Consider the following 17,725-nt stretch of genomic DNA (forward strand, 5'->3'; position numbering starts at 1 on the left):
TCCGGTCGGTGCGGATGCCCCCGAGTGGTCTATGCCAATCGGGGTGAACCGGGGCAGGATGAGGCGCATGGACCTCATCCCTGCCCCGTTGCACGTCCAGACCCCCGCCGACACCGCCCCGTTCGAGCTGCACGCCGGCACCCGGATCGCCGCCGCCCCCGGCGCCGAGGGCGTCGCCCGCCGACTGCGCGCCGAGCTGTCCGCCGCCACCGGCTTCGACCTGGACCCGGCCCCCGCCGGACAGGACGGCGACCTGGTGCTCGCGCTGGACGACGCCCTCGCCGCCGAGGAGTACCGGCTGAGCGCCGGCCCGGACGCGGTGCGGCTCACCGCCGGCGCCGCCGCGGGCCTGTCGCACGCCGCGCAGACGCTGCGCCAGCTGCTCGGCCCCGCCGCGTACCGCACCGCCCCGCTGCCCGGCGCGCGCTGGACGGTTCCCGCGGTGGAGATCCACGACGCGCCCCGGTTCGGCTGGCGCGGCGCGCTGCTGGACGTCTCCCGGCACTTCATGCCGAAGGCCGGGGTGCTGCGCTTCATCGACCAGCTGGCCGCGCACAAGCTGAACGTCCTCCACTTCCACCTGACCGACGACCAGGGCTGGCGGATCGAGGTCAAGCGCTACCCGGAGCTCACCGGGACCGGCGCCTGGCGGGAGCGGTCGATGGTCGGCTACCGGGCCGGCGGGCGGCGCGACGACCAGCCGCACGGCGGCTTCTACACCCAGGACGACCTGCGCGAGATCGTCGCCTACGCCGCCGCCCGGCACATCACCGTCGTCCCCGAGGTCGACCTGCCCGGCCACAACCAGGCCGCCATCGCCGCCTACCCCGAACTCGGCAACACCGACGTGGTGGACACCGCGGCGCTCGGCACCTGGACCGACTGGGGCGTCAGCGAGAACATCCTGAACCCCTCCGAGGCCACCCTGCGGTTCTACGAGCACGTGCTGGAGGAGGTGCTGGAGATCTTCCCCTCCACCTTCGTCCACCTCGGCGGCGACGAGTGCCCCAAGGACCAGTGGAAGGCCAGCCCCGCCGCGCAGGCCCGGATCGCCGAACTCGGGCTGAGCGACGAGTTCCAGCTGCAGAGCCACATCATCCGGCACTTCGACAGCTGGCTGGCCGAGCGCGGCCGCCGGCTGATCGGCTGGGACGAGATCCTGGAGGGCGGCCTCGCCCCCGGCGCCGCGGTCTCCTCGTGGCGCGGCTACGAGGGCGGCATCGCCGCCGCGCAGGCCGGGCACGACGTGGTGATGTGCCCCGAGCAGCACGTCTACCTCGACCACCGGCAGGACGGCGGCGAGGACGAGCCGGTCCCGGTCGGCTGGGTGCGCTCGCTGGAGGACGTCTACCGCTTCGAGCCCGTCCCGCCGCAGCTCGACGAGCAGGCCGCCCGGCACGTCATCGGCACCCAGGCCAACATCTGGACCGAGTTCATGCTCGACGGCCGGGACGTCGACTACAAGGTGTTCCCGCGGCTGGCCGCGTTCGCCGAGGTCGCCTGGTCCGACCTGCCGCGCGACCCCGACGCGCGCGACTGGGCGGGCTTCGAAGCCCGGATGTCCGGCCACTACCCGCGGCTGGACGCCCTCGGCATCGAGTACCGCCGACCCGAGGGCCCGCGCCCCTGGCAGCGCAAGCCCGGCATCGTCGGCCGGCCGCTGGACGGGCGTCCCGGCGCCGGACCCGCCGTCGGATAGGACGTACCGGAACTCCGGGCGCGGCCGCCACGTCAAGATCAAGTGAGCAGCGGATCATCTGGACATCGGTCCGGTCGCGTTCGTGCGCGTTCGCGACCGGAGTTGTCCCGAGTTGTTCGGACCTGTCCGCGGCCCCGTAAATGATCAGCGGTCTTTGTGTGCCAGAGTTGCCCAACCCGCACCGATCGCCCGTACCCTACGGGCGGCAGGCCGCACTGCAAATGGAGCACGGTGGGAACCTGGTGAACCGGACGATCATGATGCCGGCCTCGGTCGACGAGGCGGTCGAAGCGCTGGCCGTCACCCCCGGGGCGGTGCCGGTGGCGGGCGCCACCGACCTGATGGAGGCCGTCAACGGCGGACGGCTGCGGCCCGCCGCCCTGATCGGACTCGGCCGGATCACCGAACTGCGCGGCTGGCGCTACGAGGACGGCGGCACCGCCGTCCTCGGCGCCGGCCTCACCCACGCCCGGATGGACCGCCCCGACTTCGCCGCCCTGATCCCCGCCCTCGCCGACGCCGCCCGCACCGCCGGCCCCCCGCAGGTGCGCAACGTCGGCACCCTCGGCGGCAACATCGCCACCGCCGCCCCCGCCGGCGACACCCTCCCGGTGCTCGCCGCCCTCGAAGCCACCGCCACCCTGGCCCGGCCCGGCACCGTCCGCGAAGTGCCGATCAGCCACCTGCTCACCGGACTCGACCCGCTGCGCCCCGGCGAACTGCTCACCTGGGTACGGGTGCCGCTGCTGCACGCCCCGCAGGTGTTCCTCAAGTCCACCGGCCGCAGCGGCCCGTCCCGCGCCGCCGCCTCCGTCGCCCTCGTCCTCGACCCCGCCCGGCGCGGCGTGCGCTGCGCCGTCGGCGCCGTCGCCCCCGTCCCGCTGCGGCCGCTGGAGGCCGAGAGCTGGGTGGCCGGCTGCATCGACTGGGACGCCCGCGGCGCCGACGGCGCGGTCCTCATCGACCCCGCCGCGCTCGTCGCGTTCGGCGAATACGTGGCCGGCGCCTGCGTCCCCGAGGGCGCCGCCGGCGGCGAGGGGGCGGGCCCGGCGGGCGCCCGCCTGCGGCGTACCGTAGCCGTGCTGGCCCGCCGGGCGTTGGGAAGGGCGCTGAAGTGACCGACGAACTGCTGAACCACCCCGGAGCGCTCACCGGCGACGTGCGCCCCACCGCCTCGTACACGCTGCGCGTCAACGGCGTCGAACGGCCCGTCAGCGACGCCTGGATCGGCGAGAGCCTGCTGTACGTACTGCGCGAACGCCTCGGCCTGGCCGGCGCCAAGGACGGCTGCGAGCAGGGCGAGTGCGGGGCCTGCTCGGTGCAGGTCGACGGGCAACTGGTGAACGGCTGCCTGGTGCCCGCCGCGCTCGCCGCCGACAGCGAGATCAACACCGTCGAGGGCCTGTCCGGCAACGGCGGCGCCAGCGACGTCCAGCAGGCCCTCGCCGACTCCGGCGCCGTCCAGTGCGGCTACTGCACCCCCGGCCTCGCGATGGCCGTCCACGACCTGCTGCAGCGCAACCACCGGCCCAGCGAGGTCGAGGCCCGCCAGGCACTGTGCGGCAACCTGTGCCGCTGCACCGGCTACCGGGGCGCGCTGGCCGCCGTCCAGGCCGTCGCCGAGGCCCGCGAAGCCGCCCTCGAAGCCGAACTCGACGCCGCCGAACAGGCCGCGGCCGCCGCCCCCGCCGCGGCATCCGCCGGGCCGGCCCCGGCGCCGCAGGCCACCGAGCAGTCCTTCGCCGACCTCGCGCTGGCCGGCGAGCTCCCGCTCTACGCCGACTCCGAACTCTGGCACGAGGCCGACCAGTTGATCCCCCAGCAGGCCCAGGCCGAGCCCCCCGTCCAGGAGTGGCCCGCCACCCCCGCCGGCTGGGAACCCACCCCCGCCCACGGCACCGCCGCCGACACCACCGGCTACGGCACCCCCGCCCAGGGCACCCCGTACCTGCCCACCCCGCCGCACGGCGTCCCGCACCTGGACGGCGGCGTCTACGACAGCACGCCGCCGCACGGCGTCCCCCACCTGGACCCGGGCGTCTACGACAGCACCCCGTCGCACGGCGTCCCGCACCTGGACCCGGGCGTCTACGACGGCACGCCGCCGCACGGCGTCCCCCAGCCGGACGCGGGTGTCTACGACGGCACCGTCTACGCCACCGACGGCTACGGACACCAGTACCCCGGCTACGACGCCACCCCCGCCCACGGCATCAGGCTCCCCGAGGACGAGAACGCATGACCTCCGCCACCGACCTCCCGGCGGCCGCCCCCGCGGACGACGAGACCGGCTCCACCGGCCTCGGCAGCTCCCCGCTGCGCACCGACGCCCTCCCCAAGGCCCTCGGCATCTACCCGTACGCCGCCGACCTGTGGGCCGAAGGACTGCTCTGGGGCGCCGTGCTGCGCTCCCCGCACCCGCACGCCCGGATCGTCTCCATCGACACCTCCGCCGCGCTCGCCGTCCCCGGCGTGCACGCCGTGGTCACCGCCGCCGACCTGCCCGCCGGCCCCGACGGCAGCGCCGACGGCGCACCCGCCGGCCCCGTCGTCGCCGACCGGCCGGTGCTCGCCTCCGACGTCGTGCGCCACCACGGCGAACCCGTCGCCGCCGTCGCCGCCGACCACCCCGACACCGCCCGGCTCGCCGCAGCCGCGATCCTGGTCGAGTACGAGGTCCTGGAACCCGTCACCGACCCCGAAGTCGCCTTCCACGCCCCGCCGTTGCACCCCGACGGCAACCTGCTGCGCCACCTGCCGCTGCGCACCGGCGACCCCGACGCGGTCGGCGAGGTCGTCGTCGAGGGCCTCTACCAGGTCGGCCGGCAGGACCCCGCCCCGATCGGCGCCGAGGCCGGCCTCGCCGTGCCCCGCCCCGACGGCGGCGTCGAACTCCACCTGTCCTCCACCGACCCGCACGGCGACCGCGACCGCACCGCCGCCTGCCTCGGCCTCGACCCCGACCGGGTCCGCCTGGTCGTCACCGGCGTGCCCGGCGCCACCACCGACCGCGAGGACCTCTCCTTCCAGGTCACCCTGGCGCTGCTCGCGCTGCGCACCGGACGCCCGGTCAAGATGACCCTCACCCGTGCGGAGTCCTTCCAGGCGCACACCAGCCGGCACCCCGCGCTGCTGCGCTACCGCCACCACGCCGACGCCGAAGGCAAGTTGGTCAAGGTCGAGGCGCAGATCCTGCTGGACGGCGGCGCCTACGCCGACGTCTCCGCGGAGGCGCTGGCCGCCGCCGTCGCGTTCTCGGTCGGCCCCTACACCTGCCCCAACGTCTTCGTCGACGCCTGGGCGGTGCGCACCAACAACCCGCCGGCCGGCCGGATGCGCGGCGAGGGCGCCCTCCAGACCTGCTTCGCCTACGAGTCGCAGCTCGACCAGCTCGCCAAGCAGCTCGGCGTCGACCCGCTGGAGATCCGCCGCCGCAACGCGATGTCCACCGGCGACCCGCTGCCCACCGGCCAGGCCGTCACCTGCCCCGCCCCCGTCACCGCGCTGCTCGACGCGCTCGCCGACTCCCCGCTGCCCGCCCTCCCGCTCGACGACCCGGAGGCCGACTGGCTGCTGCCCGGCGGCCCGGGCGGCGCCGGCGACCCCGCCGCGGTGCGGCGCGGCATCGGCTACGCGGTCGGCATGGTGCACATGCTCGGCGCCGAGGGCGAGGACGAGGTCGCCACCGCGACCGTCCGGGTCTCCGGCGACCACGCCACCGTGATCTGCGCGGCCGTCGACTCCGGACAGGGCTTCGCCACCCTCGCCCGGCAGATCGTCCAGTCCGTCCTCGGCGTCAGCGAGGTGTACATCGCGCCGGTCGACTCCGACCAGTCCGCGGCCGGCCCCGCCGCCCGCGGCCGGCACACCTGGGTGTCCGGCGGCGCGGTCGAGCGGGCCGCGCTGATGGTCCGTCACCAGATGCTGCAGCCGATCGCCGCGGACTTCGGCATGTCCGTCGAACTGCTCACCATCAGCGACGGGAAGATCACCTCGTACGACGGCGTGCTCGGCATGCCGGTCAGCCAGGCCCTCGAAGGCCGCGAACTCTGGGCCACCGCCCAGTGCCGCCCGCACCCCACCGAACCCCTCGACCCCGAGACCGGCCAGGGCGACGCCTTCGTCTCCATCGCCTTCTGCGCGATGCGCGCCGTCGTCGACGTCGACATCGAACTCGGCGCCGTCCGCGTCGTCGACATGACCGTCGCCCAGGACGTCGGCCGGGCCCTCAACCCCCGCCAGATCGAGAACCGCATCGAGGGCGCCGTCGCCCAGGGCGTCGGACTCGCCCTGCTCGAAAACCTCCGCACCGAACACGGCATCCCCCTCAACGCCTCCCTCACCGGCTACCGCCTCCCCACCGCCCTCGACACCCCCGACATCCGCATCGCCGCCCTCCTCGAAGAACGCGACGTCGTCGCCCCCTTCGGTGCCAAAGCCGTCAGCGCCGCCCCCGCCGTCGTCGCCCCCGCCGCCGTCGCCGCCGCCGTCCGCGCCGCCACCGGCCTCCCGGTCGGCCGACTGCCGATCCTCCCGGAGGACGCGACGCTCGCCTGATGGGCCCCTGCCGCAGCGGACGCTGCATCAGAAGCCTTGCTGCAGCGGCCGGTCACGGCAGGCGAAATGAAGTCGCCCCGTCACCGGGGGTCTGCGCACGGGCCGGGGCGGGCGATACGATCGGACTGTCCTGCGTTCCGGGGGCGTTGCGAGAACGAACGGGCTGTCACTCGACTGACGGGGTACTGATGAGGCTGACGAGACTCACGCGCGTGCTCGGCGCGACCACACTGACCGCGGGCTTCCTGCTGGCAGGACTGCCGGCGGCGTCCGCGGACCAGGTTCGTGACGGGCAATGGGCGAACCAGTACTTCGACCTCAGCAAGGTGTGGTCGATCACCAATGGCGAGGGGGTCACCGTCGCGGTCATCGACAGCGGAGTGGACCCCAACCATCCGGACCTCGCGGGCCATGTGCTGCCCGGGTACGACCCGAGCGGCGGCGGCCACGAAACGGACACCTCCGACCCGCACGGCACCGGGGTGGCGAGCCTGATCGCCGGCCAGGGCCATGGCACCGGCCACGCCGACGGCGTGGTGGGCTTGGCTCCCGGGGTGAAGATCCTGCCCATCTACAAGACCGGTGCCGGGGACCGGGACGGGATCCCTGATGCCATCAAGTGGGCGGTCGACAACGGCGCGAAGGTGATCAACATTTCGCAGGGCGGGCCGGCGACCAGCGCCCGCGAGAGTGACGCTGTGGCCTACGCCTATGAGCACGATGTCCTGATTGTGGCTGCCACGGGAAACGACGGAAGCTCGGTGGGGTACCCCGCTGCGGACCCGGGGGTTCTCGCGGTCGGCGCAGTCTCTCAGGACCTGAAGATCTGGGCGAAGTCCAACTTCGGTCCGCAGGTGCTTCTTTCGGCACCGGGTGTGCGCATTGTCTCCGCAGGCGGATGCAGCGGTGGCCAGTACTGCATGGGTGACGGCACCTCCTTCGCGGCTCCTTACGTTGCCGCCACTGCGGCGCTGGTGCGCGCCAAGTTCCCGAAGCTGACGGCTGGGCAGGTCGCACAGCGGTTGGTCAAGTCGGCGTCGCAGCCCGCTGGTGCGAGCAAGCTTCCCGACGCGCACTACGGCTATGGCGTCGTGCGTCCCTACGAAGCGCTGACGATGGACATTCCGGCGGGGTCGGCCCAAGGGCCTCTTGCGCTTCCGGCCGGCGTGAACGACGGCGGTTCAAGTCCCGCAGCCGGTGCCGGGGCGACTGCTGGTGATGGAAGCCCCGCCGACCCCGGGGCCGGGCCGGGCGACCCGGCAGCGGTGCCTGAGCTGAAGCAGTCGTCCAACTCGGCCGTGCCGTTGATCCTCGGTGTGATCGGTGGCGCAGTGGTGCTGCTCATTGTGGTCCTCGCGATCGTGGCGACGGCCAGCCGACGGCGCAACCGGTCGCAGAGCATGCCCGGTCAGCCGGGTGGTCCGGCTCCGTACGGCGCTCCGCAGGGTTGGCCACCTGTCCAGCAGCAGCCTTACGGCCAGCAGCCCGGAGCTCCGCAGTACGGTCAGCAGCCGCCGCCCGGCTACCCGCCGCAGCCGCCGACGCCCTATCAGAACCCTTACCAGGGGCAGTAATCAGTCGCGTCAAGGGCGTGTCAAGGCGCCCTCCGAACGCGATACGATCGAACGCTCTGAGTTAAACGGTCAGCCCACCCACCAGAGCGCTACCACGGGGAAGTTTCGACACTCCAGGGGGAGAGGGCCTCGTGTCCGACGGATTCCGCGTAAACCCGGATGAGCTGGAGGCAGTTGTCAAACGACTGCGGGCCCTCCAGCAGAACATCAGCACGTGTGGCACCAATGCGAAGTACAAGACCGACATCCCCCGGGATGCCTTCGGCGGCGACTTCGTCGAGGCGCAAGCGCTGTACGAAGCGCACGGCAAGATGCAGGCGTTCCTGACCCAGACGATCTCGGATCTTGACGCGCTGATCAACGAGTACGGCGACAAGACCCAGACCGCTCATGCCGCATACACCGGCGGTGAGCTCGAGAAGCAGGCGCAGATGAACCAGCTGAGCCCGAAGGTGGTGTGACATGGCCTCACGCAAGAGTTCGTTCGACCACTACGCCCTCATCCCGCTCAAGGACATGGTCGGGCACTCCAGCCCGCAGCAGATCCGCGACGTCGGAGAGCACTGGAAGAGCGTTCACCAGGAGCTGACCCAGGTCGCTGCGGACTTGCAGCAGGCGGTCCAGCACGCCACCACGCACTGGGAAGGCGCTGCGTCCCAGGGTTTTGCGCAGAAGGGCGGTCAGATCCAGCAGAGCCTGACCAACACCGCTGCACATGCGCAGAACACCTCGGTCGCCATGGACTATGCGGCAACCGCGTTGCAGCAGACCAAGTCGACGATGTCGCAGATCAAGGTCCCCAGCTTCATGGACCGGGTCGGCAAGACCCTCAACGACGGCTTCGCCTCTTCCGACGAAGGCTTCAAACGCGACCTCGCCTCGGGGATGAACCGCATCGACGCGGTGAACAAGAACGCTCATGACCTGTCGGCGACCGAGGTCGCCCATCAGTACGCAATCGGCGTCATGGAGCACCTCGGCCCTCAGTACGCCGAGGCGGCGAGCTACCTCGAGAGCCCGCCGAAGAAGGACTACGACGGCGGCCTTGAGGCCTACCCGCCCCCGCCGCAGGCCAGCCCCCCGCCCAACCAGATCCCTCCCAGCTCGCCGATGCCGAAGTACCCCGAGGGACACCCCAAGGACCTGCCGTCGACTCCGCCCGGGTACACCCCGCCCCAGGGGCCGGGGCAGCAGACGCCATGGTCTCCGGGGCAGGTGGATCCGACGCCGCCCTCGCACACGTTGCCGCCGATCAATCCGGGGCAGCAGTGGAACCCGCCGTCCACGGGGCTGGACGGGTGGACGCCGCCTGAGAGTGGCGGTGGGCTGCCTGGTGGGCCCAATGGTGGGCTGCCCGGTGGGGTTGGGACTCTGCCGGGGCCCGGTGGTGGCGGCGGTGGGGCCGGTGGCGGTGGCGGGTTCGGCGGTGGCGGTGGCTACGTGCCGGGTGCCGGCGGCGGCGGGTATCTGCCCGGTGGCGGCGGGTCCGGTGGTGGTCGTACCGGCGGGCTCGGGACCGGTGGGCTCGGCGGCGGTGGCAGCGCGGGCAAGGTCGGCGGTGCCGGCGGTGTCGGTGGCGCGGGCAAGGCCGGTGGGGCCGGGGCCGCGGGTGCCGGCGGCGCGGGTGCTGCGGGCGGTCGTGGTGCGGCCGGTGCCGGTGGCGCCGGCGGTATGCACGGCGGCGGCATGGGTGGTGCCGGTGGCGCGAAGGGCGGTGCCGGCGGGAAGAGCGGCAGCGGCCTGGTGCGCAAGGCCGGTGGCACGATCGGCGGCGCCAAGGCCGGCGGTGCCGGTGGCCGGGCGTTCACCGAGGGCGGTTCGGGCATCGGCAAGGGCCGCGGCGCCGGACAGGGCGGTGCGAACGGGATGCACGGTGCGCCGGGCTCCGGGAGCGCCAACCGGAAGAAGAAGGCCGAGGGTCACCGTCCCGACTACCTGATCGAGGACGAGGAGACCTGGCGCGGTGGCACGGCGAACCCGCCGGTCATCGAGTAGCAGGCGGTAGCAGGGAGCGGCGGGCGCCGGTGATGGTCCTGGGGGATCGTCACCGGCGCCCGCCGCCGTTCCGCCGGGAGTCCGAGCGTCAGTCGGGCGGCAGCGGAGTGGCGGCCGAGCGGCGGCCGAGCGGAATCCCGGCGGCAGTCGAGCGGAAATTCCGGGCCGGAAAATGGCAGCGGAATTCACCGGGCGCGGCGGTGCATAAATCGCGCCCGGTGAATTCCGGAAGAGACCGTGACGGGAATCGAACCCGTGTAAACCGTTTTGCAGACGGTTCCCTGAACCACTCGGGCACACGGTCGTGAGGGGTGCGCGCAGGCGTCAACCAGCCTGGCGGCGCGGGAGGTTGCGGTCAGGCGCAACAGGAGAGGGAACACCGGCAGCCGGGACAGGGGGCACAGGTGCGGGGCGCTGCGAGGGCCACCGGCTTCCTGTTCATCGCCTTCTCCTGTCGTCGTGGGCTGCTCCGGTTCGTTCCGGTGAATTCACTATAGCGGGCAGGATCGGGGCGGCGTCAACGGAAAGCGAGAATTCATTCATGAATTCCGTGTGGCGGCGCTGTGCTACGGTCGGGAACGAGGCGGGTGCTGGTGGCCCGTCCCGGACGAGGTGCGTCGTACCCGGCATGACAAGACGGCGCGGTAGGTGGTTCGACTACTGCGAGGAGTTCGTCGTCATGGCGTGGGTGGTTCTGATCGTGGCCGGTGTGCTGGAGACCGTCTGGGCGGTGGCCCTGGAGGCCAGCAAGGGGTTCTCCCGACTGGTGCCGAGTGTGGTGTTCGGGGTGGCGCTGGCCCTGTCGATGGGCGGGCTGGCGTACGCGATGCGGTCGATCCCGCTGGGGACGGGCTACGCGGTGTGGGTGGGCATCGGCGCGGTGGGGACGGCGCTCTACGGGATGGTGGCGATGGGGGACGCGGTGAGTGCGGCCCGGATCACCTGCCTGGTGCTGATCCTGGCCGGAGTGGTGGGGCTGAAGGTGCTGCACTGAGGAAACGGCCGAGGTCCCGGGCCGGTGGCGGCGGTTCCGCTTCGCCGAAGGGTCAGGATCAAACTGGCAGGACGGCACTTACCATATCGAGGTGACCACCACCTCCCCGGCCGAAACGGCAGCACCGCAGCAGATACCCGACGACGGCACGGGAGGTGTGCTCAGCGGCCCCTGGCGGGCGTTGACGCTGGGCATCGTCTCGGTGGTGCTGCTGCTGGCCTTCGAGGCGACCGCGGTGAACACCGCGATGCCGACCGCGGCCCAGCAGCTCGACGGCATCGCCCTGTACGCGTTCGCGTTCTCCGCCTACTTCACCACCACGCTGCTGGCGATGGTGGTGTCGGGGCAGCTGTGCGACCGGCGCGGGCCGCTGGTGCCGCTGTTCACCGGGATCGCGGTGTTCGCGGCTGGACTGGTGACCGCCGGCACCGCCGTGAACATGTGGATGTTCGTCGCGGGCCGGGCGGTGCAGGGCCTGGGCGGCGGACTGGTGATCGTGGCACTGTACGTGGTGGTCGGCCGGGCGTTCCCGGAGCGGCTGCGCCCGGCGGTGTTCGCCGCGTTCTCGGCGGCCTGGGTGCTGCCGTCCATCCTCGGCCCGGTGATCTCCGGCGCGGTCACCCAGCACCTCGGCTGGCGCTGGGTGTTCCTCGCGGTGCCGGCGCTGGTGCTGCTGCCGCTCGCGGTGATGGGCCCGGCGCTGCGCCGTTCCGAGCGCCGCCAGCCGCCGCTGCAGGTGCAGCCGTACGACTGGCGGCGGACCCGGGACGCGGCGATGGTCGCGGTGGGCGCGGCGCTGCTGCAGTACGCGGGCCAGCGGCTGGACGGCTGGTCGCTGCTGCCGGCGGCCGCCGGCGTGGCGCTGATCGGTCCGGCGGTGCTGCGGCTGCTGCCGAAGGGGACGCTGCGGGCGGCCCGCGGCCTGCCGACGGTGATCCTGCTGCGCGGGCTGGCGGCGGGCGCGTTCTTCGCGTCCGAGCTGTTCATCCCGCTGATGATGCAGACCCAGCGCGGACTGTCGGTGACCATGGCGGGCCTGACGCTGGCACCGGGCGGACTGTCCTGGGCGCTGGGGTCGTGGCTGCAGGGCCGACCGGGTGCCGAGCGCTACCGGGGGGCGATGATCCGGTACGGGTTCGTGCTGACCGCGGTGGCGATCGGCGCGGCGGCGCTGGTGCTGTTCTCGTCGGTGCCGGTCTGGGTGACGGCGGCGGCCTGGGCGGTCGGCGGCGTCGGGATGGGCCTCGCGATCGCCAGCATCAGCGTGCTGATGATGAAGCTGTCCGCACCGGAGGAGACCGGTGAGAACTCGGCCGCGCTGCAGCTGAGCGACGCGCTGGGCAACGTCCTGCTGACCGGCCTGGCGGGCGTGCTGTTCGCGGCGCTGGGCGGCGGGGCGGTGAGCGCGGTGGCCCGCGACTCGGCGCTGCCGGCGGGGGCGTTCGCCGCGGTCTTCCTGATCATGCCGGTGGTCGCACTGCTCGGCGCCGCGCTCTCCGGCCGGGCCGCGGTGGCCGGGGCGAAGAGCTGAGCCTTCGGCGGGGAGTCGAGGGTCCGGGAGCGGGGCGTCCGGTGGGGGCCTGACGGTTCGGCCGAAGTGACGGGCTCGGGCGGAGCGAGCCGGGCCCTGGCGGGAGGGTGGATGGCCCGGGGGGGGGAAGGGCTGAGCGCCCAACGGGAGAGCGCCGCGGGCGGGGGCGAAGAGCTGAGCCTTCGGCGGGGAGTCGAGGGTCCGGGGAGCGGGGCGTCCGGCGGGGGACCTGGTGGTCCGGGCGCGGAGTGACGGGCTCGGGCGGAGCGAGCCGGGCCCTGGCGGGCGGAGGGCTGAGCGTCCGACGGGAGAGTGTCGCCGTGGCCGGGGCGAGGGCCTGCGCCTTCGGTAGGGGAGCCGGGTGCCTGGCGGGAGGACGGGCCCCTGGCGGGAGGGACGACGGCTCGGGCGAAGGGCTGAGAGTCCGACGGAAGAGTGCCCGGGCGGAGGGCCGGGCCCCCGGCGGTTGCGCCGAGGGCCCGGGGGGAGGAGTGGGGTGTCCGACGGAGGGGCCGGGCGTCCCGTGCGGGGGGCTACTTTCCGCCGGAGACCGGGGGGACGCTCGGGCGGGTGGTGGCGGCGGGGGCGGAGGCTGCGGTGCCTGCCCCGCCCAGGTAGTTGCTCCAGCCGGCGTCGGGGCTCTGGCCGGGGGTGAGGGCCTGGAGCTTCTTGAGCACGGCCGGGTCCTGGACCTCCAGCCACTCGACCAGCTGCCGGAAGGAGACCATCCGGACTTCGGGCTTGTCGGCGATGGCCCTCAGGACGTCCTCGACGGCGTTCATGTAGATGCCGCCGTTCCAGCCCTCGAAGTGGTTGCCGATGATGAACGGCGCCCGGTTGCCGTTGTAGGCGCGGTCGAAGCCGGCCAGGTAGGAGTCGCGGGCCTGGGTCTGCCAGAAGGCGCGGCGGCCGGGGTCGCCCTTGGTGTTGTCGCCGGACTGGTTGTACATGATGTTGTAGTCCATCGAGAGCACCTGGAAGCTGTGCCCGGGGAACGGGATGGACTGCAGCGGCATGTCCCACAGCGCGCCGCCGGCGAACTTCTGCGGCCACATCTGGAGGCCGCCGGGGCCCGAACTGTCGTACTTCCAGCCGCGCTTGACGGCGGTGGGGAGCAGGCCGCGCTGGCCTTCCAGGCAGGGGGTGCGGCCGCCGATCAGTTCCTTGCGGTAGTCGAAGGGCAGCGCGGGCAGGTCGGTGATGCCGGTGTTGGTCTTCCAGTTCATGACGAAGTCCATGGCCTGCTGGATTTCGCTGTCCCAGTCCTCGGGGGACCAGCGGCCGCCGCCGTTGGCGCCGCAGAAGTGCCCGTTGAAGTGGGTGCCGATCTCGTGGCCGTCCAGCCAGGCGGCGCTGATCTGCTCGATGGTGGCGCGGATGTGCTCGTCGCTCAGGTAGCCGATGTCGGAGGCGCCGACCTGGTGCTGCGGCGGGTGGTACATGGACTTCTTCGACTCGGGCAGGGTGTAGATGCCCGAGAGGAAGAACGTCATGGTGGCATTGTGGTCCTTGGCGAGGTCCCGGAACCGGCTGAACAGGTGGTCGTCGAGTTCGCCCGCGCCGTCCCAGGAGAACACCACGAACTGCGGGGGCTTCTGGCCGGGTTCCAGCGGTTCCGGGTTGGGCTGGTTGGGCTGGGGGCCGGTGTCGGAGGTGGAGCCGTCGCCGATCAGGGTGGCCGGGGGCTTGGGGACGGCGCTGGGGCTGCTGGTGGTGGCGAGGCCGTCGGCCCGGGCCGGCTGGGCGGCGCCGCCCTCGCTCCCGGAGGTGGTGCTCGCGCAGCCGGCCGCGAGGGTGGCGGCGGTCGCCGCACCGGCGGCCAGCAGCGTCCTGCGGGAGAGGGCGTCCATGTCTCACATCCGTTCACCAGGGAGTAAGGGGAAGGCACCGGCCGGAGGGACGGTCCATCAGCTGGAATGAACGGTGCGTCGTCCGGGGGAGTCCGCCTCAGCATCGCACGGGCCGCCGTGTCGTGCCGGTAAGCACGGCCCTGGGTACGGATGACCGAGGGACGCCGGGCCGGAAGGCTCACCTGTTCGGCGCACCGGGCCGGTGCGGCACCGGCATCGGACAGTTGAGCTGGCATCAGATGGCACGGACCGGATCGGACCCTGGACATGGAGGTCGCACCCGCCGATGTGGCAGTCGCTGCTGGACGCCTACCGGGACCGGATCGTCGACACCGGACGGGAGCCGCTGTTCCTGCTGCTGCTCGGCCTGGTGCTGTCGTTCCTGTTCATCCGGATCAGCACCCGGCTGATCCGCGCCCAGGTCCGCTGGTGGCCCGGCAACGTCACCCCGGGCGGGCTGCACATCCACCACGTGGTGTTCGGCCAGGCCATGCTGCTGATCTGCGGCGTCGCCGCGTTCGCGGTGCGCGGCGACGGCGGCTCCTGGTGGAACGTGCTCGGGTTCGGGTTCGGGGTCGGCTGCGGACTGGTGCTGGACGAGTTCGCGCTGGTGCTGCATCTGAAGGACGTCTACTGGTCCACCCAGGGACGCACTTCGGTGGACGCCGTGATGCTCGCCGTCGCCATGATCGGACTGCTGCTGCTCGGCGAGCTCCCGCTCGGCGGCTTCGCCCGGCACCCCGACGGGCCGACCCTGGCGGGGGCCTGCGGGCTGCTCGCGCTGGTGGTGGTCAGCCTGCTCAAGGGCAAGACCTGGACGGGGCTGCTCGGCATCATGCTCTGGCCGCTCGCCCTGGTCGGCGCGGTGCGGCTGGCCCGGCCACAGAGTCCGTGGGCGCGCTGGCGCTACCGGGCGCGGCCCCGCCGGCTGGCGCGCGCCGAGCGGCGCGAGGAGCGCATCCACCGCCGCCTGGTCGCCGCCAAGACCACCGTCTACGACCTGCTGGCCGGCAGCCCCGACGCCGACCTGGAACCCGTGGAGGCCGTCGAACCCGCCGCGGCGGCGCCGGTGGCGCCGCCGCCCGCGGCCGTCGAGGCGCCGCAGCCCGCGCGCCGGCAGCTGCGCTGCGCCGCCTTCGCCCGCTGGTACCTGCGGATCGTCACCGTGATCGACCTGTTCGGCGCGGTCGTCGCCCCGTTCCGCGCGCAGGTCCAACGGGTCGACCGCGGCGAGTACTTCACGCCCGCGCTGGTCACCTCCGGGTTCACCACCGCGCTGCTGGCCGGTCTGCTCGCGGTGATGCTGCGCCGCCGCAAACGCGCCGCCTGGATCGCCGCGCTGGTGGTCGTCCTGGCGCACGCCGTGCTGTACGGGCTGGCGCTGGCCTTCCCCGAGTACCGTGCGCACCCGTTCAACTGGTTCTCCGCCGGGCTGACCCTCGCCGTGCTGCTGGCCCTGCTGCTGAGCCGCCCGGTGTTCCAGGTGCGCGGCGGACGGGGGAACCTGCCGCTGGCGACCGCGGTGCTGGTGGCCGGCGGGGCGCTGCTCACCGGCCTCGGCGCGGTCGCCGTCCGGCTCTGGCACACCGGGGGAGTGCCGGACTGGGGCGAGGCCGCCCGGTACGCGCTGCTGCGGCTGGTCACCCTCTCGCACGTCGTCCGGGTCACCGGCGTGGACGTGCCGCGCTGGATCGACGTCGCGGTCAACCTGCTCGGCACCGCGCTGCTGCTGCTCACCCTGCGGATCCTGCTGCGTTCCCCGCGCGGCGCCGAGCAGCAGAGCCCCGAGGACGAACTGAAGGTGCGTCGACTGCTGGCGCGGCATGGCGGGCGGGACTCGCTCGGGTACTTCGCGCTGCGCCGCGACAAGTCGCTGTGCTTCTCGGCGAGCGGCAAGGCCGCCGTCGCCTACCGGGTGGTCAACGGTGTGGCGCTGGCCTCGGGCGATCCGATCGGCGACCCGGAGGCCTGGCCGCAGGCGATCGAGGAGTGGCAGCGGCAGGCCCGCGCGCACGCCTGGATCCCCGCCGTCACCGGCGCCGGCGAGCGGGGCGGCACCGTGTACGCCCGGGTGGCGGGGCTGCGGGCGCTGAACCTCGGCGACGAGGCGGTGGTCGAGCCGGCCCGGTTCACCCTGGACGGGCGGGAGATGCGCGGCCTGCGGCAGACCTGCCGCCGGGTCGAGCGGGCCGGGTACCGGGTGGTGATCCGCCGTCACCGGGACATCCCCGCCGAGGAGTTCGCCGACCTGGTGCGGATCGCCGACGCCTGGCGGCACGGCCGCACCGAGCGCGGCTTCTCGATGGCGCTCGGCCGGCTCGGCGACCCCGCCGACGGCGACTGCCTGGTCGCCGAGTGCCGCGACGAGGCCGGCCGGACTGCCGCCCTGCTGTCCTTCGTCCCGTGGGGCTCGGACGGCCTGTCGCTCGACCTGATGCGGCGCGACCGGGAGTCCGACAACGGGCTGGTCGAGTACACCGTGGCGCGGCTGCTCGAACACGCCCGGGACGGCGGCGAGCCCGAGGTGCGGCGGGTGTCGCTGAACTTCGCGATGTTCCGCGAGGTGTTCGAGGAACGGCTCGGCGCGGGGCCGGTGCTGCGCCTGTGGCGCGGCGTGCTGCGGTTCCTGTCGCGCTGGTGGCAGCTGGAGTCGCTGTACCGGGCCAACGCCCGCTACCGCCCGGACTGGCAGCCCCGGTACGTGCTGTACGACAAGGCCTCCGAACTGCCCGCGATCGGCCTGGCCAACGCGCTCGCCGAGGGCTTCCTGACCCGCCCCCGGCTGCGCCGCGGCCGGCCCTGAGGGCGGATCACCCGGGCGGAACGCCGGGCGTGCCGGGCCGGGCAGCGGTCGGTTGACTGGGCGGAACGGTTCGGCGCGACTGGAGGGTGCGGTGGGCGAGCGGGCGTGGCGCGGGGCGGCGCTGGCCTCGGGGGCGATCGTGACGGGGGCGTGGCTGCTGCACGGCGGCGTGCTGGGCGCGCTGCCGCCGGCCCCGGTCGCCGCGCAGGCCTACGACGGGACGCCGGTCGGGCCCGCCGTGCCGCCGCTGCCGTCCTCGCCGCCGGTGCGGGTCCGGATCCCGGCGCTGGGCGTGGACGCCCCCGTGGGCCAGCTGGGACTGGACGGCGCGGGCCGCCTGCAGCCGCCGCCCGAGGCGGACGGCAACCTGGCGGGCTGGTACCGGGGCGGCGCGGCCCCCGGGTCGAGCGGCACGGCGGTGCTGGCCGGGCACGTCGACACCGCGCACGGCCCGGCGGTGTTCTACCGGCTGGGCGCGCTGCGCCGGGGCGACCAGGTGGAGGTCGCCCGGGCCGACCGGGCCACCGCCTGGTTCCAGGTGGACGGCGTGGAGGTCTACCCGAAGCGCGAGTTCCCCGACGTCAAGGTGTACGCGGCCACGCCCGACGCCCAGCTGCGGCTGATCACCTGTGGGGGCGCCTACACCCGCGAGGGCGGCTGGGACGGGAACGTGGTGGTCTACGCGCACCTGGTGCGCACGCGACGGGCCTGAAGGTCCGCCC

At 73.5% G+C, this 17,725-nt stretch carries 12 protein-coding genes, 1 tRNA gene and 1 riboswitch; of the genes, 11 read left to right on the top strand and 2 right to left on the bottom strand.

The genetic code is table 11. From position 1 onward, the window contains the following. Window positions 1-67: 67 nt before the first annotated feature. The 7 genes from ACIQF6_RS27055 (at window position 68) to ACIQF6_RS27085 (ending at window position 9,825) form a co-directional block, all read left to right on the top strand. Window positions 68-1,699, top strand: coding sequence for a beta-N-acetylhexosaminidase (locus ACIQF6_RS27055; protein ID WP_400899451.1), 1,632 nt, complete (start codon window positions 68-70; stop codon window positions 1,697-1,699). Window positions 1,700-1,920: 221 nt separating this feature from the next. Beyond that, window positions 1,921-2,817 carry an FAD binding domain-containing protein gene (locus ACIQF6_RS27060; RefSeq protein ID WP_400899453.1) on the top strand — a complete coding sequence of 299 codons (897 nt, stop codon included), beginning with the start codon at window positions 1,921-1,923 and terminating at the stop codon, window positions 2,815-2,817. Further along, a complete protein-coding gene (locus ACIQF6_RS27065) occupies window positions 2,814-3,941 on the top strand; it encodes a 2Fe-2S iron-sulfur cluster-binding protein (RefSeq protein WP_400899455.1) in 1,128 nt (375 codons plus the stop codon). Before ACIQF6_RS27060 ends, ACIQF6_RS27065 begins: the two co-directional genes overlap by 4 nt. Then, window positions 3,938-6,256, top strand: coding sequence for a xanthine dehydrogenase family protein molybdopterin-binding subunit (locus tag ACIQF6_RS27070; RefSeq protein ID WP_400899457.1), 2,319 nt, complete (start codon window positions 3,938-3,940; stop codon window positions 6,254-6,256). Before ACIQF6_RS27065 ends, ACIQF6_RS27070 begins: the two co-directional genes overlap by 4 nt. Window positions 6,257-6,468: 212 nt before the next feature. Beyond that, window positions 6,469-7,830 (top strand): S8 family serine peptidase, encoded by a 1,362-nt coding sequence (locus ACIQF6_RS27075; RefSeq protein WP_400899459.1) that lies wholly within the window; start codon window positions 6,469-6,471, stop codon window positions 7,828-7,830. 131 nt (window positions 7,831-7,961) lie between these two features. Continuing rightward, complete coding sequence (locus ACIQF6_RS27080) at window positions 7,962-8,291, top strand: hypothetical protein (RefSeq protein WP_400899461.1); 330 nt, start codon at window positions 7,962-7,964, stop codon at window positions 8,289-8,291. 1 nt (window position 8,292) lies between these two features. After that, the gene (locus ACIQF6_RS27085; protein WP_400899463.1) at window positions 8,293-9,825 is read left to right on the top strand and encodes a WXG100 family type VII secretion target; all 1,533 of its coding nucleotides are present in this window, start codon (window positions 8,293-8,295) and stop codon (window positions 9,823-9,825) included. 232 nt (window positions 9,826-10,057) lie between these two features. Here ACIQF6_RS27085 and ACIQF6_RS27090 read toward each other — a convergent pair. Then, window positions 10,058-10,129, bottom strand: a tRNA-Cys gene (locus ACIQF6_RS27090). 275 nt (window positions 10,130-10,404) lie between these two features. Further along, a riboswitch (guanidine-III (ykkC-III) riboswitch) is annotated at window positions 10,405-10,471 on the top strand. 33 nt (window positions 10,472-10,504) lie between these two features. On the opposite strand from ACIQF6_RS27090, the gene ACIQF6_RS27095 reads away from it, so the two are divergent. Then, on the top strand, window positions 10,505-10,819 hold the full coding sequence (locus ACIQF6_RS27095) for a DMT family transporter (RefSeq protein WP_400899465.1): 315 nt from the start codon (window positions 10,505-10,507) through the stop codon (window positions 10,817-10,819). Window positions 10,820-10,910: 91 nt separating this feature from the next. Beyond that, window positions 10,911-12,350 carry an MFS transporter gene (locus tag ACIQF6_RS27100; RefSeq protein WP_400899467.1) on the top strand — a complete coding sequence of 480 codons (1,440 nt, stop codon included), beginning with the start codon at window positions 10,911-10,913 and terminating at the stop codon, window positions 12,348-12,350. 533 nt (window positions 12,351-12,883) lie between these two features. Here the strand turns inward: ACIQF6_RS27100 and ACIQF6_RS27105 are convergent. Then, window positions 12,884-14,200 carry a hypothetical protein gene (locus ACIQF6_RS27105; RefSeq protein ID WP_400899469.1) on the bottom strand — a complete coding sequence of 439 codons (1,317 nt, stop codon included), beginning with the start codon at window positions 14,198-14,200 and terminating at the stop codon, window positions 12,884-12,886. Between the two features lie 286 nt (window positions 14,201-14,486). Between ACIQF6_RS27105 and ACIQF6_RS27110 the strand changes: the two genes are divergently transcribed. Further along, window positions 14,487-17,003, top strand: a complete 2,517-nt coding sequence (locus ACIQF6_RS27110; RefSeq protein WP_400899471.1) for a phosphatidylglycerol lysyltransferase domain-containing protein — start codon at window positions 14,487-14,489, stop codon at window positions 17,001-17,003. A gap of 91 nt (window positions 17,004-17,094) precedes the next feature. Continuing rightward, window positions 17,095-17,715 carry a class F sortase gene (locus ACIQF6_RS27115; RefSeq protein ID WP_400899473.1) on the top strand — a complete coding sequence of 207 codons (621 nt, stop codon included), beginning with the start codon at window positions 17,095-17,097 and terminating at the stop codon, window positions 17,713-17,715. Window positions 17,716-17,725 lie beyond the last annotated feature (10 nt).

Source organism: Kitasatospora sp. NPDC092948 (assembly GCF_044754805.1).
Lineage (GTDB): Bacteria > Actinomycetota > Actinomycetes > Streptomycetales > Streptomycetaceae > Kitasatospora.